Source organism: Actinophytocola sp., assembly GCF_035762905.1.
Taxonomy (GTDB): domain Bacteria; phylum Actinomycetota; class Actinomycetes; order Mycobacteriales; family Pseudonocardiaceae; genus DASYTH01.
In genome coordinates, this window is the sequence record NZ_DASUCC010000126.1 from 1 (window position 1) to 23,477 (window position 23,477).

The window sequence follows — 23,477 nt, forward strand, 5'->3', positions numbered from 1 at the left end:
GGTGGCCCGGGGGGTGCAGCGGATCGCGTGCATGCGCGGGCCGAACACGGCGACCGTGCCGTCCCGGGTGCCGGCCGAGCTGCGCAGCGCGCTTGAGCCCTACTCGGACGGCCGGCCGGGCAAGACGTTCGCCGACGCGGCCTGACCCGGTTCCCGGTCAGCGCGGACGACGTCGGAACGGGAGCACGTCGGCGCCGCGCGGTGGCTCGGCCGCGAGCCGGCCGGCGATCCGCCGGGCCGCCGCCAGGCTCGCCCACGCGGTCAGCTCGAGCAGCGCGCGGTCGCCGCGCCGGCCCCGCCGGAACTCCTCGACGGTGCCCCGGTCCACCTCGTGCGGAGCCAGCGCGGTGCGCAGCGCCAGCCGAGCGGCCGGCCGGTCCCGTTCCTCCACAGTGGACAGATCGATTTCGTCCGGGTCCGGATCCGGGCCGGATCCGTTCCACCGGCCCAGTTCCCGGTCCAGCAGGGCCCGGACGGGTTTGGGAACCGAGCGGGCGCCGGCCGCGTCGACGGCGGCGAACGCCCGGGCGAGCGCGCCGGTGACGTTCGGGCTGCCCTTGGCCCAGCCGAGATCGGCGGGCACCGGGGCGGCGGGTAACAGGCGCAGCGCCACGCCCGGGGTGTGCGGGCGGGCGGCGGCGCCCACCAGGAACCGGCCGTACAGGCGCAGTGTCGCGGCCCGGCCGGCGTCCGGAATGCCGGCCGGCACGGCGGATCGCGGCAGGAACAGGGTGGCCATGCGGTTGAGGTACTGCACGGTCAGCACGGTGGCGACCAACTCGGGCAGTTGCTCGGCCGGAACCGGCGCCGTCCGCCAGGTGCCGCCCGCGCGGGCCCACTCGGTGATCGCCCGGATGGTGTGGTCGGCGGCCGCGGTGGCGACGTCGTCCGGCGCCGCCGCGTCCCGGTGCTCGTTCAATGAGTCCAGTGTGGACAGATGCGCCTCGACGCAGTACTGGCACGCGTTCTGGATGGACACTGCGGTGGCCACCGCCTCCTTGGTGACCCGGTCCAGGTGCCCGTCGGCGATCAGCGTCTCGCGCAGCATGACCCAGCACGCCGCCAGCACCTCCGGCGCGGCGGAGTGCACGGCGACCAGTGGGCTGAGCACGCCGTGGTCCCGTTCGGCCTGCGCGTACACGCTGGCCACCAGGTCGCGCGCCTGAGTCGGTGGAACGACGCGGACATGGCAGACCTGGCTCAAGGTCTTGTGGAATGCCTTCCGGATGAGGAAACCACTCATGGCCCGCCCTATCGGTTTCGTCATGCTACTGGCCATGATACGGGCGTGGGCGGGCCGGATCCACGCGCCGGCGCCAGATGAGCACGATCGCGTAACAGCGTGGTGCGGCCGCTGACGGCGGGCTCACTCGCCGGCACCGCCGCGGCCGAAGCTTTCGGGTCAGGACGCGGCGACCGCCCGCGCGGGCCGCACCTCCTGCAGGGCCATCAGCACCGGTGGGTCCAACACGTGCAGGGGGCGAAGGTGCACGTCGGCAAGCCGGGCGGTGATGTCCGGCCGGATCTCGATCGGCCCGCAGGCACCCACGTGCGCCGGGATCTCGCCGGCCGCGGCCCGCCGGGCGCAGTAGGCCAGCAGGTGCCAGCTGCCCGGCGGCACGTCGGGCACCGCGTACGGCCCGGGCTCGGGCAGCGTGGTGTACCGGACCGCCGGGGCCTCCAGGATCCGCCCGGGGAACAGCCCGACGAAGATCGGCCCCAGCGCGCTGCCCGGGGGGGCCAACACGTTCCCGCGCACCGTGGTGCCGTTCGGTGCGACGTCCGCGGTGTGCGTCGGCACGTGCGAGGTGGCGCCGCCGAGCTGGCGGTAGGTGGTCGGGGACACGCCGACGCTGCTGCGGAACCGCGAGCTGAACGTGCCGACGCTGTTGTAGCCGACCTGATGGCTGATGTCGGCGACGGTCAGCGAGGTGGACACCAGCAGCCGCTTGGCCTCGTCCAGCCGCATGGCGGACAGGAACCGGCCCGGCGACACCCCGGTGACCCGCTGGAAGACCCGGGTGAAATGGAACTTGCTGAACATCGCGGAGCGCGCCAGGTCGTCAATGGTGAGCCGGTCGCCGAGGTTCTTCTTCATGGTGTCGACGGCCCGCTCGACGGCGCGCAGGACAACCTCATCCACTCCGGTAACCCCCTCCGTGCTTCACCCCGCCCCGGTGACCGGCTCCGGAACGCGGAACATGGCCGCGAACCGCACCAGCAGGGCGGGCTCGCCGGTGATCCGGATCCGGCCGTCGGCGACCGCGGCGAGCGGATCGATCTCGCCGGCCATCAGTGCCTTGAGCCAGGTACCCGGCTCGATGACCAGGTCCGGCCGGGCGGCGGTGCCGGCCGCGACCCGGACCGCGCCGTCGTCCACCCGGGCGTGCAGCCGGATGTCGTCGCCGATCCGGATCTCGTACGTGGCGCGGAGGTCGCGGGCCTGCTCCGGCCGGAACGTGGAGCGCAGCGCGACCACCTGGGACGCGGTGGTGACGATCTCCTCGGGCCGCTGCGTGCCGAGCAGCCTGGCGCCCCAGGTGCCCAGCCGCAGCAGGATGGCCTCCAGTTCGACGCCGTAGTCGGTGAGCCGGTAGCGCGGGGTGCCGTCGGGCAACGGATTGCTGGTGACCACGTGCGTGCGCTCGAGGTCGCGCAGCCGCGCGGCGAGCACCTCGGGAGAGATGAGGGGCAGGCCGCGCTCCAATTCGGCGGCGGTCCGCGGGCCGACGGTGAGGTCCCGCAGAATGAGCAGGACCCAGCGCTCGCCGAGGATCTCCTCGGCGCGAGCAAGGCCGCAGTACTGCCCGTAGGAACGGCGGGTCATCGCCGCCAGTTCGGACAGTGTCGACTCGACCCGACCCGACTCGGCCATGCCGAGCAGCACGTCGTCGGCGGTCCCGCCGGCCGGAACCCCGTCCGGCCAGACCGTCGTCGTGAGCTGGAAATGGTCACCGGCGATCGTGACGCCCTGCTGGTCCACCTTCAGCTTCCATCGCGTGTCACTCACGTGGAAACGGTCGCAGAAACGCCGATACAGCGGCAGTGATCCACCCATGAGATGCCGGGTGAACAATTCCTGTGACAATTATGACCTGGTCATGAATGGTCCTCCACAGTGGACTCGACATCGCTTCGCCACCGAAAACTTCAGAGGTCTTGACAAGAAAAGTTGTCGGTGGGAGAGTGGTGCCATGCTGGAAGTAGCGGTGATCGAGGACCCGGCCGCGGCCGAGGTCTCCCTGGACCCGATGCGGGCCCGGCTGCTCGCCGAGTTGGCCGAGCCGCGCTCGGCGACCATGCTGGCCAGCCTGGTCGGCCTGGCCCGGCAGAAGGTCAACTACCACCTGCGCACCCTCGAGCGGCACGGCCTGGTCGAGCTGGTCGAGGAGCGGCGCAAGGGCAACGCCACCGAGCGCGTGATGCGCGCCACGGCCGCGTCCTACGTGATCTCGCCCGGCGCGCTTGCCGGCCTCGCGCCGGACCCGGCGCGGTCCCCGGACGGCCTGTCCGCGCGCTGGCTGATCGCCCTGGCCGCCCGCACCGTGCGGGAGGTCGGCGCCCTGGTCACCGGGGCCGCCAAGGCCCGCAAGCGGGTCGCCACCTATGCGCTCGACGTCACGGTGCGGTTCGCCTCGGCGGCCGACCGGGCGGCGTTCGCCGAAGAGTTGACCGCCGCGGTCACCGCGCTGGTCGGCAAGTACCACGACGAGTCCGCAGAGGGCGGACGTGCGCACCGCGTGATCGCCGCGGTCCACCCGAGTGTCCACATCGAGAAATAAGGAGACAGAGCAATGCCGCGCGAGTTCGAGGTCCGCGAAGAGATCACCATCGACGCCACCCCCGAGCAGGTCTGGGCGGCGATCGCCACCGGTCCCGGTCTGGACTCCTGGTTCATGGGCCGTAACCAGATCGAGCCACGGCTCGGCGGTCGGACCCGGATGGAGACACCGGCCTGGACCGCCGAGGCCACCGTGACCGCGTGGGAGCCCGGCCAGCACTTCGCCTATCGCGGCGACGAGGCGCCGGACGGCACCTTCATGGCGTTCGAGTATCTGATCGAGGGCCGGGAAGGCTCCTCGACCGTGCTCCGGTTCGTCCACAGTGGACTGCTCAGTGACGACGGTTGGGAGTCCGAGTACGACGCACTGCGCAACGGCGACCGGATGTACCTGGAGAAGCTGGCCGTCTACGCCGCCCACTTCGCCGGCCGCACCGCCACTCACAACCTGTTCCTGCTCGGCGAATCCGGCACCGACGCCGACGCGCTGTGGGCCGCCTACCGCGGCGCCCTCGGTCTCGGCGGGTCCGTCGCGGTCGGCGACAAGGCCCGGGTGGAGGTTCCCGGCCTCGAGTCGGTGGACGGCGTGGTCGAGTTCGCCCGCCACCCGTACTGGGTCGGCGTGCGCACGCCGGACGGCTTCTACTCGTTCATGTGCGGCTCCGACGCCACGCCGGTGATCGAGTACTCCGGCTTCGACCCCGGCGCCGACGGCTCCGCGATCGAGCGGGCCTGGGACGACTGGTTGGCGAAGGCCCTGGCCTGACGGCGAAGGGGGATGAACGGGGTGGCCCGCCGGGCCACCCCGTTCTTGATCGAGGGTATGAAATGCTGGCGGCATGGCCCGCCAGATGACCGCCGACGAGCGGCGTGCGTTTCTCGAGACGGGGAGCCGGACGGCCGTCGTCGCGGTGGTCCGGCCGGACGGCCGACCGCACGCGGTGCCGGTGTGGTTCGCGCTGGACGGTGACCAGGTGCTGATCAGCAGCCCGGCGGACACGGTGAAGGTCCGGGCGCTGCGCCAGGATCCGCGGGTCACCCTGGTGGTCGACGATCCCCGGCCGCCGTACGCGTTCGTCAAGATCGACGGCGTCGCCGAGGTGTCCGGCGACCCGGACGACATCCGGCGCGGCGTCACCATGATCGCCCGCCGCTACCTGGACGAGGCCGGCGCCCGCGACTTCGTCGGCTACGCCACCGGTCCCGGCATGGTGCTGGTCCGGATCCGGCCAGAGCGGGTGCTCGCCCTTGACCGGGTCGGCGGCTGACGGTCAGTCCGGCAGCAGCGGCACCTGTAGCCCCGGATCCCGGCCGAGCAGCACGGCGCGGGTCAGCGAGGTCGTGCCGAACCGGTCGTGCACCCGGTCCAGCACGGCGTCCAGCGCGGGGTTGGCGTAGTCGTCGAACGGCAGCGCGAGTTGGACCGCGCCGCTGGAGTCGAGGTTGCCGACCGAGATGCCGACCAGGGTCAGGCCGCGCTCCCGGATCAACGGCAGCGCGCCGGCCACCAGAAACCGCACGGTGGTCAGGATCGTCTCCGTGGCCGAGGTGGACCAGGGCAGCGTGTGCGACCGGGTGGCCCGGGAGAAGTCGTCGAACCGCAGCCGCAGCACCACGGTCCGCCCGGTCCGCTGCGCGGTGCGCATCCGCCTGGTGACCCGGTCGACCAGCGTGCACACCACCGCGTCGATGTCCGCCGGGGTCTTGGGGGAGCGGCCGAGCGCCCGCTGCCCGCCGATCGAGCCGCGTCGCCGGCCCACCTGCACCGGCCGGGGGTCGCGGTTGTGCGCGAGCGCGTGCAGGTGCCGGCCGGCCGCCCGGCCGAGCATCGCCACCAGGGTCTTCTCCTGCAGCCGGGCCAGATCGCCGACCGTCATGATGCCGCGGTTGTGCAACTTGGCCGCGGTGATCTCGCCGACGCCCCACAACCGGTCCACCGGCAGCGGGTGCAGGAACGCCAGTTCGCCCTCCGGCGGCACCACCAGCAGGCCGTCCGGCTTGGCCACCCGGCTGGCCACCTTGGCCAGGAACTTGGTCCGGGCCACCCCGACCGTGATCGGCAGTCCGACCCGCTCGCGCACCTGGCCGCGCAGCCGTGCGGCGATCTCCGCCGGCGTGCCTGCGATCTTGCGCAGACCGGCGACCTGCAGGAACGCCTCGTCGATGGACAGCCCCTCGACCAGCGGGGTGGTGTCCCGGAACACCTCGAACACCGCTTTGCTTGCCTCGGCGTAGGCGGACATGCGCGGTGGCACCACGATCGCCTTCGGGCACAGCGCCCGGGCCTGCCACCCGCCCATCGCCGTGCGCACGCCGTGCGCCTTCGCCTCGTAGCTCGCCGCAAGCACCACCCCGCCGCCCACGATCACCGGCCGGCCGCGCAGCCGGGGATCGTCCCGCTGCTCGACCGACGCGTAGAACGAGTCGAGGTCCGCGTGCAGGATCGTCGCCTCGCTCGTCACGAACATATGTTCGCATGGGGCACCGACAAAATCCGGATCGCCGGACAGCACGTGATCGCCAGCCGGTAGGTTGTAGGTCCGGCGTGTTCAGCAGCGAGCGCGTCCCACCCCCGCGCTATCAGGAGATGGGATGTACAGCGAGCTCGAGCCCGCCGCACTGCGTCCGCTGGCGCAACACTTCGCCGGCCTGACGCAAACCTTGCTGCAGGCCAGAACCGTGGACGACGTGCTGCACCGGGTGGCCGCGGCCGCCCGGTCCTCGATCGCAGGCGCCGACATGGTGAGCCTCACCCTGCGACTACAGAACGGTGGCTACACCACGCCGGTGGTGACCGACCCGGCGGCGGCCCGGCTGGACGAACTGCAGTACCGGACCAACCGGGGTCCGGCCATCGACGCCACCCGCACCTCCGGTCAGGGCGTGGCGATGAGCGACGACCTGTCCGCCGACCCACGCTGGCCCGAGGTGGGCCGGGCGGCCGCCGAGGTGGGCGTCGGCGCGGTGCTGTGCACCGGCATCCTGCCCGACTCCGACCCGCCCAGGTTCGGCGCGCTGAACATCTACTCCCGGCGCCCGCTCGGTCTGGTGGACGCCGACCAGGACATCGCCCTGCTGCTGGCCACGCACGCCGCGCTGGCCCTGGCCACCACCCAGGCGCGCACCGCCGGCCAACTCCGCGAGGCGCAGTTGCGCGAGGCGCTGGACAGCCGGGACGTGATCGGCCAGGCCAAGGGAATCCTGATGGTGCGCCGGGGAATCAGCGCCGAGGAGGCGTTCGAGGTGCTGCGACACCGCTCGCAGGAGCTCAACGTCAAGCTGGCCGAGGTGGCCAGGAGCCTGGCCACCGACGGCGGCGACCTCTAGGCCGGAGCGTCCAAAAAGGACTCGATCATCGGGACCAGCCAGGCCGCCCGCTCGGGCAGGCCGACGTGGTTGGTGCCGGGCAGCACGGCGAACTGGGACTTCGGCATCGGCACCACGTCGCCCGGCACGCCGCCACCGAGCAGGCGGAACAGCTCGACGGCGTGCTCCGGGCGCACGATGTCGGAGTCGCCGACCACCAGCAGCACCGGCGCCGCGATCGCCCGCACCGTCGCCGGCTCCCAGCCCTTGAAGTCCAGGTCGAACTCCTTGACCTTGTCCAGCAGCGCCGGCCAGGCCGCCGGGTCCGGCGCGCTCTCGGCGTAGGCCCGCTCGAACGGCGAGCCGGCCAGGTCGTCCGGGGTCAGCTCCTCGATGCCGTCCAGCAGCCCCGGGTGCATCCCGTCCACGGAGAACGCGACCGACTGCAGCACCAGCTTGCCGACCAGGTCCGGGCGGCGGATGGCGATCTCGAGCGCCACCCCGGCGCCGACGCTGTACCCGAAGAAGTCGGCTTCGGCGATACCGAGATGATCCAGCAGGGCGGCCACGTCGTCGGCGAACGCCGGATAGCCGAACGGCCGGTCGATGTCCGCGGTGCGGCCGTGCGCCTGCAGCTCGACCGCGATCACCCGTCGGGTCCGGGCCAGCGCCGGCAGGATCGCGCCGAACGAGGTGCCGATCGTCGACAGGGCACCGTGGATGAGCACGATCGGCCGGCCGCTGCCGTGGATCTCGTAGTACATCTCGACGCCGTTCACCGGTGCGTACATTGTCTTCTCCGTTCTCGACGTGCCGCCTGCACAGGGCAACCGTGCGCCGCACCGGTTACGGCGCACTTCCCATGCCCTTAAGGTGGCCGGCATGCGATTCGGGGTGCTGGGGCCGCTCGCGGTGTGGACCGCGGGTGGGGAGCCGGTCGCGGTCGCCGGGCTGAAGGTCCGCGCGCTGCTCGCCGATCTGTTGCTGCACGAGGGCCGGCCGGTGTCGACCGACCGGCTGGTGGCCGATCTCTGGGGGGACAACCCGCCGGCCAACGCCGCGGGTGCGTTGCAGGTTCGGGTGTCCCAGCTGCGCAAGGCGCTGGCGGACGCCGAGCCGGGCGGGCGGGACCTGGTGGTCTCCCGGTCGCCGGGCTACCTGATCGAGGCCGGGCCGGACGCCCTGGACGCGACCCGGTTCGCCGCGCTTGCCGAGCGGGCCCAGGCCACCGCGGACCCGCGGGCCCGGGCCGGGCTGCTCGCCGAGGCGCTCGGCCTGTGGCGCGGTCCCGCGTTCGCCGATTTCGCCGACGAGGAGTTCACCCAGGCGGCGAGCGCCCGGCTGGCGGAGCAGCGACTGGCGGTGCTCGAACTGCACGCCGAGGCCCGGCTGGCGCTCGGCGAGCACAGCCTGCTGGCCGGCGAGCTCGGCGATCTGGTGGCCCGGCATCCGTTGCGTGAGCGGCTGCGGGCGGTGCACATGCGCGCGCTGTACCGGGCCGGGCGGCAGAGCGAGGCCCTGGACAGCTATGCCGACCTGCGCCGCAGGCTGGACGAGGAGCTGGGCCTCGACCCCGGCCCGGAGCTGGCGGCGCTGCAGACGGCGATCCTGGCGCAGGACCCGGCGCTGCTGCCGGAGCCGGCCGCGGTGGTTCCCGTCGGGGTGGTCGAGGTGGCGCCCGGTGAGCGCGGGCGGCCGGCCACGAACCTGCCGGCCGCGCTCACCGGGCTGATCGGCCGGGATCCGGCCGTGGCCGAGGTCCGGGCGCTGCTCGGCTCGGCCCGGCTGGTCACGCTCTCCGGTCCGGGTGGCGTCGGCAAGACCCGGCTGGGCGAGGAGATCGCCACCCGGATGGTGGACGAGTTCGCCGACGGGGTGTGGCTGGTGGAGCTGGCCGGGTTGACTGACCCCGGCCCGCAGGAGGTCGCCGAGGCGATCATGGCGGTGCTCGACCTCCGGCAGCCGGCCGCGCTCGCGGTTGCCTTGCGGGACAAGCACATGCTGCTGGTGCTGGACAACTGCGAGCGGATCGTCGAGCCGGTGGCCGAGGTGGCCGGGGCGTTGCTGCGGGCGGCTCCCGGTCTGCGGCTGCTGGCCACCAGCCAGGAGCCGTTGGACCTGGCCGGCGAGTCGGTGTGGCCGGTTCCGCCGCTGGCTCCGGCCGGTGCCGCCGAGCTGTTCCGGGCCAGGGCGGGCCTGCCGGCCGGTGCCGAACCGGACGCGGTGGGGGAGATCTGTCGCCGGCTGGACGGTCTGCCGCTGGCGCTGGAACTGGCCGCCACCCGGGTGCGTGCGCTTGGCGTGTCCGGCGTGCTGTCCCGGTTGGACGACCGGTTCCGGGTGCTCACCCGGGGCCGCCGGGGCGCGCCGGCCCGGCAGCAGACGCTGCGTGCGGTGATCGACTGGAGCTGGGGGCTGCTCACCGGGCCGGAGCGGGCGGTGCTGCGCCGGCTGGCCGGGCACGTCGACGGCTGCACGCTGGAGGCGGCGGAGGCGGTGTGCGACGCGGGGGACGTCCCGGACGTGCTGGACGTGGTGGCCCGGTTGGTGGATCGCTCGCTGGTGGCGGTGTCCGACGGGCCGCGTTACCGGTTGCTGGAGTCGGTGGCCGCCTACTGCACCGAGCGACTGGGGGAGGCGGGCGAGCTGGACCCGGTCCGCGAACGGCACCGCGACTACTACGTGGGGCTCGCCGGGCAGGCCGAGCTGCGCGGTCCCGCCCAGCGCCGGTGGCTGGAGCGGCTGGACGCGGAGTCCGGCAACCTGCGTGCCGCGTTGGACACGGCGGTGCGCACCGGCGCCGGGGACGCCGCCCTGCGGCTGGTCAACTCGCTGGCCTGGTACTGGTATCTGCGCGGCCGGCTCAGCGAGGCGCTGCGCTCGCTGGACGCGGCACTTGCGGTGCCCGGCGGTGCGCGGGCGCTGCGCGCGGTGGCCACCGGCTGGCGGACCGGGATCGCGATGATGCACGGCGAGCCGGCGGACTGGACCGCGCGCGGCGACGCGGCGCTGGGGTGTTTCGACGGCACCGGTGACGATGCCGGCCGGGCTCTTGCCGAGTGGTTCCTGGTGCACGCCGGGCTGGACTTCGGTGACCTGCCGGCCGCGGAGAAGCGGTTGACCCGGTCGCTTTCCACGTTCCGGTCGGTGGGCGACCGGTGGGGCGTGGCCGCGGTGCTGGCCACCCGGGCGAAGATCAACCACGTGCGCGGCGATCTCGCCGCGATCGAGCGGTACGCCACGGAGAGCAGTGATCTGTTCCGCGCGCTCGGTGACCGGTGGGGGGTGTTGCAGGCGACCGAGTGGCTCGGCGGCCTCGCGGAGATGACCTGTGACTACGAGCGGGCCGTCCGCCTGCACAAGGAGGGTTTGCGGCTGGCCGAGGAGCTGGGCCTGTGGCCGGAGGTGTGCGGCCGGCAGTGCTGGTTGGGTTGGATCGCCGTTCAGGTCGGCGAGTACGCCCAGGCCCGGGGGTGGTGCGAGCGGGCGCTACGGCTGGCGGTGGAGCAGGACCACACCCCGAGCAAGGTGTTCGCCGAGCTGGGCCTGGCCTTCGCGTGTCGCCGCGAGGGCAGGCTCGACGACGCCGAGTCGCACCTGAACAACCTGCTGGATGTCGCGCGCCGGATGGACGCCGGCCCGGGTCACGCCCTGCACGAGCCGATGGTGTTGTCGGAACTGGGTTTCGTCGCCGAGCTGCGCGGCGACCCGGCCACCGCCCTCGCCCTGCACGCGGAGGCGTTCGAGATCAGCCTCAAGCTCGACGCCCCGCGCGACGTGGTCGGCGCCCTCGAGGGCATGGCCGGCGCCTGTGCGGGCACCGGCCACCACCGCCTGGCCGCCGAGCTGCTCGGCGCCGCCGCCGCCACCCGCGGCTCCAAGGAACTCCCGGCCGGCCCCGCCGAACGCGATGACATCGACCGGATCACCGCGGTCGTCCGCACCGCCCTCGGCGAACACGACTTCGCCGCCGCGGTCGACCGCGGCGGCGAAGCCGATGCCCGAACCCTGGTCAGCTCCGCTCCGCTGGCGACAGGTTGAGGATCACCACCCCGGACTTGAGCGTCCTGGAGCTGTTCACCTTCAACGGAATCTGGTCGCCATCCCGGAACAGCAGCTGGCCGATCTCGCCGGCGCCGGAGAGCACCGGGTAGATCCACACCTCGAGCTCGTCCAGCAGCCCGGCCTTCAGCAGCCGGTGCGCCACCGGCCCGTACCCGTACATGAAGAGGTTGCCCCCCGGCTCCTCCTTCAGCTTGGCCACGGTTGTTTCGACCTCGTCCCGCCGCACGATCGTGGTGTTGGTCCAGTCCGCCGTGTCCAACGAGTCGGACACGACGTACTTGGCCACGGTGTTCATGTGCGTCGCGAACTCCCCCTCGGCCTCCAGCATCTCCGGCTTCGTCCATGCCGCGGCGAACCCCTCATAGGTCCGCCGCCCCATCACCAACCCGTCGAACTCATGCGCCCCCGCCGCGTTGTTCCACTCCTCGTCCCAGAACGTGTGCGTGAACGCACCCGGGTTGTCGATGGCCCCGTCGAGTGACATGTCCGTCTTGGCGATCAGCTTCCGCATCGTCCTCAAGTCCCTTCCAGATGATCGTTCGTTGACAGTGATCACCCTGCCCCCCGGGACTTACGATGTTCTTCTGCCGCCCTTACCGCCCCCTCAGACGTGCGCCGCCGGATGCCGCGCCCGATCCGCCGCCAACCCGATCACCATCAACGCGACCGCACTCGCGAAGTGCAGTGCATGGTCCGGCGCGTTCAACGCCAACAGGTTCAACTCCCCGGACCCGATCGCCACCCCCACGATCCCGACCAGCAGATACACCGCTCCCACGACGGTGTTGACGGCCTTCGACACCGCCGTGCCCGCCGCCGCCGCCCCGATCAACGCCGCCCCCACCAACAGATGCACGACGTTGTGCAACCCGTTCACCGCGAAGATCCCCAACAACAGCCCACCGTGCTCCCCCGCAAAAGCGTGGCTCCCCGACACCGTGAACCCAAGCAGGCCGACCAGGACGTACACCGCCCCGAACCCGTACCCGACCAACTGGTTGACACTGCGAGACATGTTCTCCTCCTAGAGGGATGGAAGGTCATCCCGCTATTCGGACCAACTCGCCGGTCGGATTGGGTGCCGGCCCGGATCGATCTCGATCGGGTGAACGGAGCCGGACGTATGTGCCGCCAGGTGAGGTCGGGCCGACCATCCGAGATGCGGAGGGATGACAGCGGTGATTCCATGACGGCACCGGTACAGCGAGTCGGGAAGGTCGTCGCCATGGCACTCCCCACCGCATGGGGGATCCTCGGCAGTGGTCCTCGACGGCCCAACCGGGCATCGTGGATTCCGGTCCTCTGTCTGGTCGGTGCGTCGCTGGTGACGACGGCCGCTTCGGCGGTCGCCGAAACTGCGCCCGTCCCGGAACCACCCGCCGTGGAAGTCACCGGCGCACCGGCTGAAGGGGGCGCGGTTACACCGGCGCCAGTGCCGACGGTGGAGCAGGCCGGCCCCGCAACCTCCGCGGCGGGAGCCGGTTCGGCGGAGCCGGCCGGGCCCGATCTTCCCGGCGATGTCCCTCCGGAGCCGGATTCGGTCGAGCCAGCGCCCGACCCGGTGCCGGCCAACGAGGAAACCACGCCGAATGCGCCGCCACAGCCACCGCAGCCCGCTGGATCCCGGCCCGACGCCCAGATCGTTCCACCGATGGTGGTGACGCCGAGTTCCGGGCTGGGCGGCCCGGTGACCTTCATCGCGACGATCGACGGTACCGGCATCAGTCCTATTGGGACGGTCACCTTCACGAGCAATCCGAATGTGGGCGGGTGCGCCGCCGTTCCGGTCGCCGGCAGCGGCGCCGATGACGCGGTGGCCACCTGCGAGATCACCGTCGCCCCCGGCCAGAACGTCACGGTCACCGCGAACTACTCCGGCTCTGGGGACGGCACCTACGACCCGACGTCGGCCAACGTCGACTACAACGCGGTCAAAGCCACCCCCGCCGTCACGGTCAGCCCGACGACCGGCCCCAGTGGTCCAGTCACCTTCACCGCCACCATCGAGGGCACCGGAACCCGTCCCACCGGGACGGTTACCTTCACGACCGCCCCGGACGTGGGCGGGTGTGCGGCCGTCCCGGTCGCTGCCAGCGGGGCCGACGATGCCACGGCGACCTGTCTGATCACCGTTGCCCCCGGACAGGGCGTGACCGTCAACGCCGCCTACAGCGGCGACGCCGGCTACAACCCCGCCGCCGGCAACGGGGACTACCAACCGGTCCAGATCACCCCCACCGTCACCGTCACCCCGACGACCGGCTCGGCCGGTCCCGTCACGTTCACCGCCACCATCGACGGCACCGGAACCAGTCCTACCGGGACGGTCACGTTCACGACCAGCCCGGCCGTCGGTGGCTGTACTGGTGTCCCGGTCGCTGCCAGCGGCGCCGACGACGCCACCGCCACCTGCGCCATCACCCTCGCCCCCGGCCAGACCGTGACCGTCAACGCCGCCTACACCGGCGACGCCACCTACAACTCCGCCACCGGCAACACCGACTTCCTGACCCTGCTCGTGCCGGTGGTGACGGTGACGCCGGACGGACAGGGACCGGCGGGGACCGTGACCTTCACCGTGCGCGTGACCGGTGCCGGAGCGGACCCGACCGGGACGGTGGACGTCACGGCCTCGGCCGGGCTTGGTGGGTGCACCGCGCTCACCCTGATCCGAGGCACCTCCGGATCGACCGCGACCTGTTCCCTTTCGATACCGCCGGACGCCAGCGTGCTGGTCACCGCGACCTACTCCGGCGACACCAACTACGAAGCCGGTGTCCAGGGGCAGGCCGGCTACCAGACACCGACGGCGACCGTGGCCGTGGCCGTTGTCGCGTCGGTTCCGCCCGGCGCGCCGGCGGGAACGACGTCGTTCACCGCAACGGTCACCAGCAGCGACGGCGGCACGCCGACCGGGACGGTGACCATCACCGTGCAGACCGGCCTCTTCTCCGGGCCGCAGAGCTGCGTCGCCCCGCTGCAGCCCGGCCCCGGCCCGGGTCAGGCGAGCGGAACCTGCCCACTGGCGGTGGACCCGAACCAGACCTTCTCCGTCGCCGCGGTCTACAACGGCAGTGGCCACTACTTCGCCGGCACCGGCCAGGTGACCAACGCGCTCCGGGCCACGCCCGTGGTGTCGCTGACGGCGGACGTGTCCTCCCCCGTTGCAGCCGGCACACCGGTGACCTTCACCGCCACGGTGACCGGCGACGCCGGCGGTGCCAACCCGACCGGAACGGTGCGCTTCGAGGTGGCCGGAATGCCGGTCACCGGTTGCGAAAGCGTTCCGGTGGTCGCCGGAACGGCCAGGTGCACCGTGACGCTTCCGCCGGGCTCCCACCGGATCGTGGCGGGCTACAGCGGCGACGCCGGTTACCTGCCGGGCAGTGCCGAGATCGGCGAATACCTGGTCGGCGAAGCGCTGGCGTTGACCGGCTCGGCCGAGAACCTGGCCCGCACCGGCGCGGGCGTCGACAGCCTGCTGCTCGCGGCGCTGCTGCTGATCCTCGCCGGCGGAAGGACCGCCGCGTTCGGAGCCACACGTCGAGGCCCGCGGCGCGGCTCGTGCGGCAGCTGAGCTATCCGGAAACCACAGCCCGCGCTTGCCGCGCCATTTCGATATCTTCCCGCGCCGCAATCACCAGGGTACGCACCCCGGCACCCGACGCCGTGATGTCAGTATCGCCGGACGCGGCCCGGTTGGCCGCGTCGTCCACCCGGACGCCGAGGAAGCCCAACCCCGCCGCCGCGCCGGCCCGCACCGCCGGCTGATGCTCCCCGACCCCACCGGTGAATACCAGCACATCCAAGCCTGCCATCGCCGCCGCCATCCCGGCGATCTCGCGGCGCAGCCGGTGCAGGTAGACCTCGAACGCCAACGTCGCGTCCGGACCGGCGCCGAGGGTGCGCAGGTCGCCGGAACCGCCGGTCAACCCGGCCAATCCGGCCCGGTGCTCCAGCGCGTCGGCGACCTCATCGGGAGCCAGGCCGGCACGTCGGATCAGCCACAACACCAGACCGGGATCGACGGAGCCCGGCCGGGTGGCCATCACCAGACCCTCCAGCGGCGTGAACCCCATCGTGGTGTCGACCGACCGCCCCCCGGTCACCGCCGCCAGTGACGCCCCCGACCCCAGATGGCAGCTCACCACCCGCGGGCCGGCCAACCCGACCAGCTCACTCGCCCGGCGCGCGGCGTACGCATGCGACAACCCGTGAAAACCGTAGCGGCGCAACCCGAACCGCTCATTCCACTCCCGCGGCAGCGCATACGTCGCTGCCGCGGCCGGCAACCCGGCGTGGAACGTCGTGTCGAAACATGCCACCGCCGGGATCCCGGGCAGCACCGCGGCCATCGCGTCGATCCCGGCCACCCCACGCGATTGGTGCAACGGCGCCAACTCGGACAGCGCCGCGATCCGGTCCCGCACGTCCCCGGCGATGACCGTCGCACCGGTGAACTCCGCCCCACCGTGCACGATCCGGTGCACCACGACGTCCACAGTGGACACGGTGAACACGAACCGGCGCAGCTCCGCCGTCTCGTCCCGGCCGGCCCAGGAATCCAGGTCCAGCGATCGGACCACGTGATCGGCCGGATCGAGCAGCCGCACCTTCAGGCTGGACGAACCGGCGTTGACGACCAGGACGTGCATCGCGCTCAGGCCGGCCAGGTCCAGTCCCGGACCGCCGGCAGATCCTCGCCGTAGGTCCGGATCCACTGATGGTGCCGTGCCCGCATGTCCTCCATCTGCTGGCGCAGCAACGCGGTCCGCGCGCCCAGCCGCGGCACCCGGTCCAGCACGTCGATCACCAGCCGGAACCGGTCCATGTCATTGAGCACCAGCATGTCGAACGGCGTCGTCGTGGTGCCCTCCTCCTTGTACCCGCGGACGTGGATGTTGTGGTGGTTGGAGCGCCGGTAGGTCAGGCGGTGGATGAGCCAGGGGTAGCCGTGGTAGGCGAAGATCACCGGCCGGTCCACCGTGAACAGGGCGTCGAACTGGGCGTCGGTCATGCCGTGCGGGTGTTCGGTGTGTTGTTGCAGGCGCATGAGGTCGACCACGTTGACGACGCGCACCCGCAACTCGGGCAGGTGTTCGCGCAGCAGCGCGGTGGCGGCCATGATCTCCAGCGTCGGTGCGTCGCCGGCACACGCGAGTACCACGTCGGGCTGGCCGTCGTCGTTGCTGGCCCAGTCCCAGATGCCGGCGCCGCGAGTGCAGTGCAGGACGGCCTCGTCCATCGGCAACCAGTTCGGCGCCTCGTTCTTGCCGGCCACGATGACGTTGACGTAGTCCCGGCTGCGCAGGCAGTGGTCGGCAACGGACAGCAGGGTGTTGGTGTCCGGCGGCAGGTATACCCGGATCACCTCGGCCTTCTTGTTCATCACATGGTCGATGAAACCCGGGTCCTGGTGGGAGAAACCGTTGTGGTCCTGGCGCCACACATGCGAGGTGAGCAGATAGTTCAGCGACGCGATCGGCCGCCGCCATGGCAGCTGTTTGCTGGTCTTGAGCCATTTCGCGTGCTGGTTGAACATCGAGTCGATGATGTGGATGAAGGCCTCGTAGCAGGAGAACAGCCCGTGCCGGCCGGTGAGCAGGTAACCCTCCAGCAGGCCCTGGCACATGTGCTCGGAGAGCATCTCCACCACCCGGCCGTCCCGGGACAGATGCTCGTCGACCGGCAGAACCTCGGCCTGCCACTGCTTTCCGGTGACCTCGTACACCGCGTCGAGCCGGTTGGACGCGGTCTCGTCCGGCCCGAAGATCCGGAAGTTGCGGGCGGAGGTGTTGGCCCGCATCACCTCGCGCAGGAACCGGCCGAGCACCCTGGTCGGCTCCGAGGTGGCACCGCCGGGCGGCTCGGCGGCCACGGCGAACTCCCGGAAGTCGGGCATCGCCAACGGATGCAGCAACAGCCCGCCGTTGGCGTGCGGGTTGCGGCCCATCCGCCGGTCACCGGCGGGCGCCGCGGACAGCACGTCGGCGACCGGACGACCGGCCTCGTCGAACAGCTCCTCCGGCCGGTACGAGCGCAGCCAGCTTTCCAGCGCTGCCAGGTGCTCCGGATTGTCCCGGACGCCGGCCAGCGGAACCTGGTGGGACCGCCAGGTGTCGGCCACCGGCACTCCGTCCACTTCGGACGGACCGGTCCAGCCCTTCGGTGAGCGCAGCACGATCATCGGCCAGCGCGGCCGGACCCCGTCGGCCCCGGACCGGGCGTCGTCCTGGATCCGCCGGATCTCGTCGACCACCGTGTCCAGCGTGGCCGCCATGTCCGAGTGCATCCACTCCGGATCGGACCCGGTGACGTAGTGCGGCGCGTAGCCGTAGCCGCGCAGCAGCGCGTCCAGCTCCTCGTGCGGGATCCGGGCCAGCACGGTCGGGTTGGCGATCTTGTAGCCGTTCAGGTGCAGGATCGGCAGCACCGCCCCGTCGTGCACCGGGTCGAGGAACTTGTTGCCGTGCCAGCTGGTGGCCAGCGGCCCGGTCTCCGCCTCGCCGTCGCCGATCACGCAGGCCACGATCAGGTCCGGGTTGTCGAAAGCCGCGCCGTAGGCGTGTGCCAACGAGTAGCCCAGCTCACCGCCCTCGTGGATGGAGCCGGGCACCTCCGGCGCCACGTGGCTGGGCACCCCGCCGGGGAAGGAGAACTGACGAAACAGCGCCCGCATCCCGCGCTCGTCCCGGGACACCTCCGGGTAGCACTCGGAGTAGCTGCCCTCCAGCCAGGTGTGCGCCAGCAGCCCCGGCCCGCCGTGCCCGGGCCCGATCACGTAGATCATGTCCAGGTCCCGCAGCCGGATCAGCCGGTTGAGGTGGGCGTAGAGGAAGTTCAGCCCGGGCGTGGTGCCCCAATGCCCCAGCAGCCGCGGTTTGATGTGCTCGGCCCGCAGCGGCTCGCGCAGCAGGGGATTGTCCAACAGGTAGATCTGCCCGACGGCCAGATAGTTCGCCGCCCGCCACGCCGTGTCGATCCGGCGGAGCTCCGTCTGGTCTATCCCGGCCCTGGCCACCTCGGTCATACCGCCAGGCTTCCATACCCGGCTAGGGGTCACACATCGTCAGCGGTGGGTGAGGTGGGCAGGGAGATCCGCACCGCCGCGCCCTCGGCGCTGCCGGCGATCCGCAGCTCGCCGCCGTGCCGGCGGGCGATCGCCCTGGCCAGCGTCAGGCCGAGGCCGATGCCGATCCGGGCGCGCTCGTCGCCGGCCGAGAGATGGTCCGCGGTGCGCAGCGTGTCGCCGGACACGGTCAGCGTCCAGTACCGGCGGCCCAGCTCGCCGCGCAGGAAGATCCGCGAGGCCGGCCGGCCGGAGGCGAACGAGCCGGACACCACGTACCGGATCATGCGGTACAGCCAGTGCGGGTCGGCCTCCAGCGTGACGTCGGCGTCGTCGAACTTCTCCACGATCGACACCCCGTACTGGGCGGCCTCGGTCCGCAGCGCGGCGAGCCCCTCGCCGAGCACCGAGCCGATCGGCACCCGTCGGGTCTCCAGCGGTAGCTGGCCGGCCTCGAACCGGGCCAGCAGCAGCAGGTCCTCGACGATGCTGAGCAGCCGAGTGTTGTTGCGGCGCAGCGCGTCCACCATGTCCACCGACAGCGGGGTGGCCCTGTCGTCCGAGTCGAGCAGCTCCAGCAGGCTGGACGCGGCGGTCAGCGGGGTGCGCAGCTCGTGCGAGACGGTGGCCAGGAACTCGTTCTTGAGCAGGGCGAGGTCGGCCAGCTCCCGGTTGCGCGCCTCGAGGGCGTGCTGCGCGGCCACCCGGCCGGTGACCTCCCGGCCGACCAGGAAGTGGCCGCGGATCACACCGTCGATGTCGATCGGCAGGTAGTCCGCCTCGATCACCACGCCGTCCGGGAAGTGCAGTTCCTCGCCGTAGACCGGCTTGCGGCCGGAGATGCTGCGGTCGGCGAAGTCGGCGGCGATCCGCAGTACCTCGCGGGAGGCAAGGCCGCGCTCGGCCAGCTCGGCCAGCTCGGCCACCGAGCAGCCGATCACCGCCTGCAACGGGGCCTGGAACCGCATGATCTGCAGTGCCTTGGGGTTGATCTCGGCCAGCCGCATGTTCTCGTCGACCACCAGGATGGCCACGTCGATCGCGTCGATCAGGGTGCGCAGCCGGGCCGAGCCGACCCGCTGGCTGTACTCGGTCTCGCGCAGGTAGGTGACGTCGTTGGCATAGCTGACCACGCCGCGCACCGCCGGGTTGTCGCACAGGTTGCGCATCACCACGTGTGCGTGCCGCCACTGGTCGTCGGCGCCGAACAGCCGGACGTCCACCTCGGCGTGGTCGCCGGACTCCGCGACGAGTTGCTGGCGGAGCTCGGCCAGCCGGCGCCGGTCGTCCGGGTGCACCCGCTCCGGCGCCATCGCCAGGCCCTCGATGGACGGGGCGCCCCGGCTGGACCAGCGCGCGGTGCCGTCGGGGTCGTGCACGGCGATGAGGAACGGCGCGTGCCGGCCGAGCGCGCGGAAGAACTCGAGCTGGTCGTCGGGGTGCGGGGTCTCGCTGGGGGCCGGCTCGATGACCACGTCCGCGGGCCCGATCTCCCACAGCCGCACGGCCATCGCCTCGGCCAGCAGACCGAGCGCCTGCACCACGTCCGGGCGGACCGAGTTCGGGCCCTTCAGGTGCAGCACGTGTGCCGGGCCGATGGTGATCTTGGTGGGGAAGGCGTCGAGCCGTTCGTCCCGTTCGGTCAGCCGGGCACCGGTGATACCGGGGACGGAGCGCAGGCCGCGGACCACCTCGGGCACGACGACCGTGCCGGGCAGGGCCGAGTCGGCCAGCGTGGCCAGCAGCGCGCCGATCCGCTTGGCCAGCGGTTCCGGCCAGGTCTCGACCAACTCCTGTTCCACTTCGATATCACCTCCTCGGCTTCACTCGAACGTGGTACATAGTGGATTCTAAGCCGCGAGTCGTCGCACAATTGCCCGACCACGCGCCATGCACATGTCCTTTCGAGTGAACCAAGAACACCACTGCAGATCGGTAGTGCCTGGGGTGCGGAGCGGTCGTACCTTGAACGGAAGAGCACGCCAGGAATCGCGCGGCCAATGGTGCACAAAGGGGATGCGCGGGTGAGCGAACCGAACCGCAGCACGGTGCGCGCCGATGCGGCCGCCGTTCAGGTCGTCGACCTCGTGGTCAAGGCGGCCGAGCTGCTGTCCGGTCCGAACCAGACGGACGACCCGCTGGACGAGCTGGCGGCGGTGTTGCGCGCCACACAAGGCATCCACGCCGTCTCCCGGCGACCGCGCACCGTGGCGTCCATCTGGGACGCCAGCCGCGACCTGCCCGGTCAGCGCACCCCGACGGCCACCCAGGTCTCCTCCTGGGCGGGGCAGCGGCAGCGCCATCTGATCGGGGCGTCGTCCCGCGGCGTCGGCCCGGACCTGCTCGTGGTCGATCTGGCCCGGCCCGGCGACGACGATTGGGTCGGCCCCGGGCAACTGCACCGGCTGACCTCGGCGCTCACCGTGATCGAGTCGGCCACCAGTGCGGGCGGCCGGCCGGCCGACGGTCCGAGCGAATGGCTGTTGCGACATGGCCGGTCCATTGTGGTCCAGCTCATGCCGGAAAGCTGGGTCGTGCGCTCGGACGCGATGACCCGGGTGCTCGGCTACCCACGCTCGTTCGTCCCGGTCCAGGCGCCACTGTCGCTGGTGGACCCCAGGGACCGCACCGCCGCCCTGCGCGCCTACGTCGAGGTGCTCACCGGCCGGCGCACCGACCACACCGTGGATCTGCGGGTGCGGGCCGCGGACGGCGGCAGCCGGGTGCTGGAGACGACGTTCGTGAACCTGCTCTCCGCGCCCGGCGTGCACTCGGTGGTGCTGTACGGGGAGGACGTCACCGAGCAGCGGGCCGAGCGGGCGCGCACCCGGGAGTTGGTCAACGGCGCGCTCAGCGCGCTGTTGGTGGTGGACGAGCGCGGCCGGATCCGGCTGGTCAACGACCACTTCACCCGGCTGTTCGGCACCCGGGCCGGCGGGTGGATCGGCGCGCACCAGGAGGACGCGCTGCGTGCGGTCGCGGCGATCTGCCTGGACGAGCCGGGCGTGGCGCGCCGCCTGCGGCCCTACACCACCGCCAACAAGCGCCGGGCCACCCAGCTCGACCTGGCCGACGGGCGCGTGGTGGAGCTCAGCCGGGCACCGCTGGAGGACGGCGGCGCCAGCCTCGGCTCGCTGTGGGCGTTCCTGGACGTCAGCCTGGACATCTCCCGGCGGCAGGACCAGCCGGACGAGGCCGTGCAGAACCGGATCCTGGCCACCGTCTCGCACGAGCTGCGCACCCCGCTCACCGCCGTGCTCAGCTTCGCCGAACTGCTCGGCGATCCGCACATGGGGCCGCTCAACGAGGGCCAGCAGAGTGCCTGCGACGTGATCGCCCGCAACACCAAACGCCTGTTGACCCTGGTGGACGACCTGCTGTTGCTGGCCCGGCTGGAGAGCGGGCAGCATCCGCTGCGCGCCCGGGCGCTGGACCTCGCCCAGCTGGTCACCGACACGGTGGCCCAGCACCAGATCGAGGCCGAGGAGGCCGGCATCACCCTGCTGTGCGTGGCGCTGCCCGGCCCGGATCTGTCCGGTGACCCCAACCGGCTGCAACAGGTGATCGACAACCTGGTCGGCAACGCGATCAAGTTCAGTCCGGCGAGCAGCACGGTGCAGGTGCGGGCCGGTCACCACGGCGACCGGTGGACCATCGAGGTGGCCGACTCCGGGATCGGCATCCCGGAGGGGGAGTTGACCTCGATCACCCGGGGGTTCAAGCGCGGCTCCAACGCGTTGTCCGCCGGGATTCCGGGCAGCGGCATCGGGCTCGCGGTCTGCCGGGAGCTGGTCGAGCTGCACGGCGGCACGTTGGACATTCGCAGTGTGGTGGACGTGGGTACCACCGTGCGGATCACGTTGCCCGACCAAGGGAGTGCGCCATGACGAAGATTCTCGCGGTGGAGGACGAGCCGGACATCGTGCTCGCCCTGCGGCTGGTGTTCGAGCGCGCCGGATACCAGTTCATCTCCTCCTCCGACGGCCGGACCGGGCTGCGCATGGTGCACGAGGAGAAGCCGGACCTGGTGCTGCTCGACATCGGACTGCCCGGAATGGACGGTTGGACCGTGCTGGAGCGGATCCGGGACCTGGCCGATCTGCCGGTGCTGATGATCAGCGCGCACGGCCAGGAGTCGGACAAGGTGCGCGGGTTGCGGGCCGGGGCGGACGACTACGTGACCAAGCCGTTCACCAACAACGAGCTGCTGGCCCGGGCGGAGGCGCTGCTGCGCAGGTCGGCGCGCCCGGCGGAGCAGGCCGCGGACTGGGCCGACTACTACGACGACGGGCTGGTGCGGATCAACCGCAAGGCGCGGGCGGTGCACGTCAACACGGATGCGGGGGAGCGGGAGGTGCAGCTGACCAACACCGAGTTCCGGCTGCTCAACGTGCTGGTCAAGCACGCCGGGGCGGTGTTGTCGGCGCAGCAGCTGCTGGCCAACGCCTGGGACGATCCGACCGGACTGGCGCCGGACCGGGTGAAGTTCGCGGTACTGCGGCTGCGTCGCAAGCTCGGCTGGGACAACGCCGGGACGTCGTCGCCGATCAAGGCCGTGCGCGGGGTCGGATACCGCTACGACCGGCCGGGCTGACGCGGGGTCCACTAGTTACTCCCGACGCAGCGCGCACCCTTCTCGGCGAGGATGGCCCGGATGTCGAACGACTTGGCCGAGCGCAGCGCGTTGGCGGCGGCGATGTTGGCGGCCGCGGTGGCGGCCACGGCGGCGGTGACGGTCTCGCGCGTGCCGAGCTCCTCGGCCAGAATGCGGTCCACGGTCCCGCTGGCCTTGCTCAGCCGGAAGGCCACAACGGCGATCACCGGAACCATCATCAGAAACACCATAGTCATCGTGCACGCTCCCTTCGAGATTCAATAGTGGCAACGGAAAAGGTGGATGGAAAGGGCCCGGGAGCCCCTGCAACCGTCCCGCACCTGTGGCGCACCTGGGGAGTAACCGATGAGATTGGGAACACACGAATCGGCGGGTAACGCCGGTCAGTTCCGGGGTTTGGCCTGCCGGAGAATGGCGGACAGTCCGGCCGCGACGGTGTCGTCGGTCACGGCCGCCTCCTCGTTGGCCCGGCGCAGCTCGCGGTAGACCTCGTCGCGGTGCACGGCCACCGAGCGGGGCGCCTGGATGCCCAGCCGGACCACGTCGCCCCGGATGTCCAGCACGGTGACCGTGACCTCGTCCCCGATCCGGATGCTGTCACCGGTACGGCGCGTCAACACCAGCATGGGGCGGTCCTTCCG

At 71.7% G+C, this 23,477-nt stretch carries 20 protein-coding genes; 8 read left to right on the forward strand and 12 right to left on the reverse strand.

The window, feature by feature from the left end; genetic code table 11:
* Positions 1 to 157 precede the first annotated feature (157 nt).
* The 3 genes from VFV67_RS26340 to VFV67_RS26350 all read right to left on the reverse strand — a co-directional run bounded on the left by VFV67_RS26340 (position 158) and on the right by VFV67_RS26350 (position 3,010).
* Entirely contained in the window at positions 158 to 1,267 is a 1,110-nt protein-coding gene (locus tag VFV67_RS26340) for a carboxymuconolactone decarboxylase family protein (protein ID WP_326473335.1), read from the reverse strand.
* Positions 1,268 to 1,402: 135 nt separating this feature from the next.
* Positions 1,403 to 2,143 (reverse strand): AraC family transcriptional regulator, encoded by a 741-nt coding sequence (locus VFV67_RS26345; RefSeq protein ID WP_326473336.1) that lies wholly within the window; start codon positions 2,141 to 2,143, stop codon positions 1,403 to 1,405.
* A gap of 21 nt (positions 2,144 to 2,164) precedes the next feature.
* The gene (locus VFV67_RS26350; RefSeq protein WP_326473337.1) at positions 2,165 to 3,010 is read right to left on the reverse strand and encodes a winged helix-turn-helix transcriptional regulator; all 846 of its coding nucleotides are present in this window, start codon (positions 3,008 to 3,010) and stop codon (positions 2,165 to 2,167) included.
* A gap of 184 nt (positions 3,011 to 3,194) precedes the next feature.
* Here VFV67_RS26350 and VFV67_RS26355 point away from each other — a divergent pair, with 184 nt between their 5' ends.
* The 3 genes from VFV67_RS26355 to VFV67_RS26365 all read left to right on the forward strand — a co-directional run bounded on the left by VFV67_RS26355 (position 3,195) and on the right by VFV67_RS26365 (position 5,049).
* Positions 3,195 to 3,782, forward strand: coding sequence for a helix-turn-helix domain-containing protein (locus tag VFV67_RS26355; RefSeq protein ID WP_326473338.1), 588 nt, complete (start codon positions 3,195 to 3,197; stop codon positions 3,780 to 3,782).
* A 12-nt stretch (positions 3,783 to 3,794) separates the two neighbouring features.
* Positions 3,795 to 4,547 carry an SRPBCC domain-containing protein gene (locus tag VFV67_RS26360; RefSeq protein WP_326473339.1) on the forward strand — a complete coding sequence of 251 codons (753 nt, stop codon included), beginning with the start codon at positions 3,795 to 3,797 and terminating at the stop codon, positions 4,545 to 4,547.
* Positions 4,548 to 4,620: 73 nt separating this feature from the next.
* Complete coding sequence (locus tag VFV67_RS26365; protein WP_326473340.1) at positions 4,621 to 5,049, forward strand: PPOX class F420-dependent oxidoreductase; 429 nt, start codon at positions 4,621 to 4,623, stop codon at positions 5,047 to 5,049.
* A gap of 3 nt (positions 5,050 to 5,052) precedes the next feature.
* Here the strand turns inward: VFV67_RS26365 and dinB are convergent, their stop codons facing one another.
* A complete protein-coding gene (gene dinB / locus VFV67_RS26370; protein WP_326473341.1) occupies positions 5,053 to 6,249 on the reverse strand; it encodes a DNA polymerase IV in 1,197 nt (398 codons plus the stop codon).
* Positions 6,250 to 6,373: 124 nt separating this feature from the next.
* On the opposite strand from dinB, the gene VFV67_RS26375 reads away from it, so the two are divergent.
* Entirely contained in the window at positions 6,374 to 7,108 is a 735-nt protein-coding gene (locus tag VFV67_RS26375) for an ANTAR domain-containing protein (protein WP_326473342.1), read from the forward strand.
* Here the strand turns inward: VFV67_RS26375 and VFV67_RS26380 are convergent.
* Positions 7,105 to 7,878, reverse strand: coding sequence for an alpha/beta fold hydrolase (locus tag VFV67_RS26380; protein ID WP_326473343.1), 774 nt, complete (start codon positions 7,876 to 7,878; stop codon positions 7,105 to 7,107). The two genes, VFV67_RS26375 and VFV67_RS26380, sit on opposite strands and share 4 nt — an antisense overlap.
* Positions 7,879 to 7,969: 91 nt before the next feature.
* Between VFV67_RS26380 and VFV67_RS26385 the strand changes: the two genes are divergently transcribed.
* Entirely contained in the window at positions 7,970 to 11,128 is a 3,159-nt protein-coding gene (locus VFV67_RS26385) for a BTAD domain-containing putative transcriptional regulator (RefSeq protein WP_326473344.1), read from the forward strand.
* Here VFV67_RS26385 and VFV67_RS26390 read toward each other — a convergent pair.
* Positions 11,100 to 11,663: a dihydrofolate reductase family protein gene (locus VFV67_RS26390; RefSeq protein ID WP_326473345.1), complete on the reverse strand. Its 564-nt coding sequence runs from the start codon at positions 11,661 to 11,663 to the stop codon at positions 11,100 to 11,102. The two genes, VFV67_RS26385 and VFV67_RS26390, sit on opposite strands and share 29 nt — an antisense overlap.
* A gap of 93 nt (positions 11,664 to 11,756) precedes the next feature.
* Entirely contained in the window at positions 11,757 to 12,167 is a 411-nt protein-coding gene (locus VFV67_RS26395) for a DUF4383 domain-containing protein (RefSeq protein ID WP_326473346.1), read from the reverse strand.
* 636 nt (positions 12,168 to 12,803) lie between these two features.
* On the opposite strand from VFV67_RS26395, the gene VFV67_RS26400 reads away from it, so the two are divergent.
* Positions 12,804 to 14,729, forward strand: coding sequence for an Ig-like domain repeat protein (locus VFV67_RS26400; protein ID WP_326473347.1), 1,926 nt, complete (start codon positions 12,804 to 12,806; stop codon positions 14,727 to 14,729).
* Position 14,730: 1 nt separating this feature from the next.
* Here the strand turns inward: VFV67_RS26400 and VFV67_RS26405 are convergent, their stop codons facing one another.
* Genes VFV67_RS26405 through VFV67_RS26415 form a run of 3 tightly spaced genes read right to left on the reverse strand, consistent with a single transcriptional unit; the run spans position 14,731 to position 20,023 of the window.
* Entirely contained in the window at positions 14,731 to 15,807 is a 1,077-nt protein-coding gene (locus VFV67_RS26405) for an acetate/propionate family kinase (protein ID WP_326473348.1), read from the reverse strand.
* A 5-nt stretch (positions 15,808 to 15,812) separates the two neighbouring features.
* Positions 15,813 to 18,182, reverse strand: a complete 2,370-nt coding sequence (locus VFV67_RS26410) for a phosphoketolase family protein (RefSeq protein WP_326473349.1) — start codon at positions 18,180 to 18,182, stop codon at positions 15,813 to 15,815.
* A gap of 29 nt (positions 18,183 to 18,211) precedes the next feature.
* On the reverse strand, positions 18,212 to 20,023 hold the full coding sequence (locus VFV67_RS26415) for a PAS domain-containing sensor histidine kinase (protein ID WP_326473350.1): 1,812 nt from the start codon (positions 20,021 to 20,023) through the stop codon (positions 18,212 to 18,214).
* Between the two features lie 222 nt (positions 20,024 to 20,245).
* Between VFV67_RS26415 and VFV67_RS26420 the strand changes: the two genes are divergently transcribed.
* Entirely contained in the window at positions 20,246 to 22,108 is a 1,863-nt protein-coding gene (locus tag VFV67_RS26420) for a PAS domain-containing sensor histidine kinase (protein ID WP_326473351.1), read from the forward strand.
* Positions 22,105 to 22,815 (forward strand): response regulator transcription factor, encoded by a 711-nt coding sequence (locus tag VFV67_RS26425; protein ID WP_326473352.1) that lies wholly within the window; start codon positions 22,105 to 22,107, stop codon positions 22,813 to 22,815. Before VFV67_RS26420 ends, VFV67_RS26425 begins: the two co-directional genes overlap by 4 nt.
* A gap of 11 nt (positions 22,816 to 22,826) precedes the next feature.
* Here VFV67_RS26425 and VFV67_RS26430 read toward each other — a convergent pair whose 3' ends face one another.
* Together VFV67_RS26430 and csrA are read right to left on the reverse strand one after the other, a co-directional pair.
* On the reverse strand, positions 22,827 to 23,072 hold the full coding sequence (locus VFV67_RS26430; protein ID WP_326473353.1) for a hypothetical protein: 246 nt from the start codon (positions 23,070 to 23,072) through the stop codon (positions 22,827 to 22,829).
* Positions 23,073 to 23,219: 147 nt separating this feature from the next.
* Positions 23,220 to 23,462 carry a carbon storage regulator CsrA gene (gene csrA, locus VFV67_RS26435; RefSeq protein WP_326473354.1) on the reverse strand — a complete coding sequence of 81 codons (243 nt, stop codon included), beginning with the start codon at positions 23,460 to 23,462 and terminating at the stop codon, positions 23,220 to 23,222.
* Positions 23,463 to 23,477: the final 15 nt, after the last annotated feature.

Excerpts from the sequence above, each read along its gene's own strand:
- VFV67_RS26410 (WP_326473349.1), bottom strand. The coding sequence starts at position 18,182 with ATGACCGAGGTGGCCAGGGCCGGGATAGACCAGACGGAGCTCCGCCGG.
- VFV67_RS26380 (WP_326473343.1), bottom strand. The coding sequence starts at position 7,878 with ATGTACGCACCGGTGAACGGCGTCGAGATGTACTACGAGATCCACGGC.
- VFV67_RS26355 (WP_326473338.1), top strand. The coding sequence starts at position 3,195 with ATGCTGGAAGTAGCGGTGATCGAGGACCCGGCCGCGGCCGAGGTCTCC.
- VFV67_RS26400 (WP_326473347.1), top strand. The coding sequence starts at position 12,804 with ATGGTGGTGACGCCGAGTTCCGGGCTGGGCGGCCCGGTGACCTTCATC.
- VFV67_RS26430 (WP_326473353.1), bottom strand. The coding sequence starts at position 23,072 with ATGACTATGGTGTTTCTGATGATGGTTCCGGTGATCGCCGTTGTGGCC.
- VFV67_RS26375 (WP_326473342.1), top strand. The coding sequence starts at position 6,374 with ATGTACAGCGAGCTCGAGCCCGCCGCACTGCGTCCGCTGGCGCAACAC.
- VFV67_RS26425 (WP_326473352.1), top strand. The coding sequence starts at position 22,105 with ATGACGAAGATTCTCGCGGTGGAGGACGAGCCGGACATCGTGCTCGCC.
- csrA (WP_326473354.1), bottom strand. The coding sequence starts at position 23,462 with ATGCTGGTGTTGACGCGCCGTACCGGTGACAGCATCCGGATCGGGGAC.
- VFV67_RS26340 (WP_326473335.1), bottom strand. The coding sequence starts at position 1,267 with ATGACGAAACCGATAGGGCGGGCCATGAGTGGTTTCCTCATCCGGAAG.
- VFV67_RS26395 (WP_326473346.1), bottom strand. The coding sequence starts at position 12,167 with ATGTCTCGCAGTGTCAACCAGTTGGTCGGGTACGGGTTCGGGGCGGTG.
- VFV67_RS26365 (WP_326473340.1), top strand. The coding sequence starts at position 4,621 with ATGGCCCGCCAGATGACCGCCGACGAGCGGCGTGCGTTTCTCGAGACG.
- VFV67_RS26405 (WP_326473348.1), bottom strand. The coding sequence starts at position 15,807 with ATGCACGTCCTGGTCGTCAACGCCGGTTCGTCCAGCCTGAAGGTGCGG.
- VFV67_RS26360 (WP_326473339.1), top strand. The coding sequence starts at position 3,795 with ATGCCGCGCGAGTTCGAGGTCCGCGAAGAGATCACCATCGACGCCACC.
- VFV67_RS26390 (WP_326473345.1), bottom strand. The coding sequence starts at position 11,663 with ATGCGGAAGCTGATCGCCAAGACGGACATGTCACTCGACGGGGCCATC.
- VFV67_RS26385 (WP_326473344.1), top strand. The coding sequence starts at position 7,970 with ATGCGATTCGGGGTGCTGGGGCCGCTCGCGGTGTGGACCGCGGGTGGG.
- dinB (WP_326473341.1), bottom strand. The coding sequence starts at position 6,249 with ATGTTCGTGACGAGCGAGGCGACGATCCTGCACGCGGACCTCGACTCG.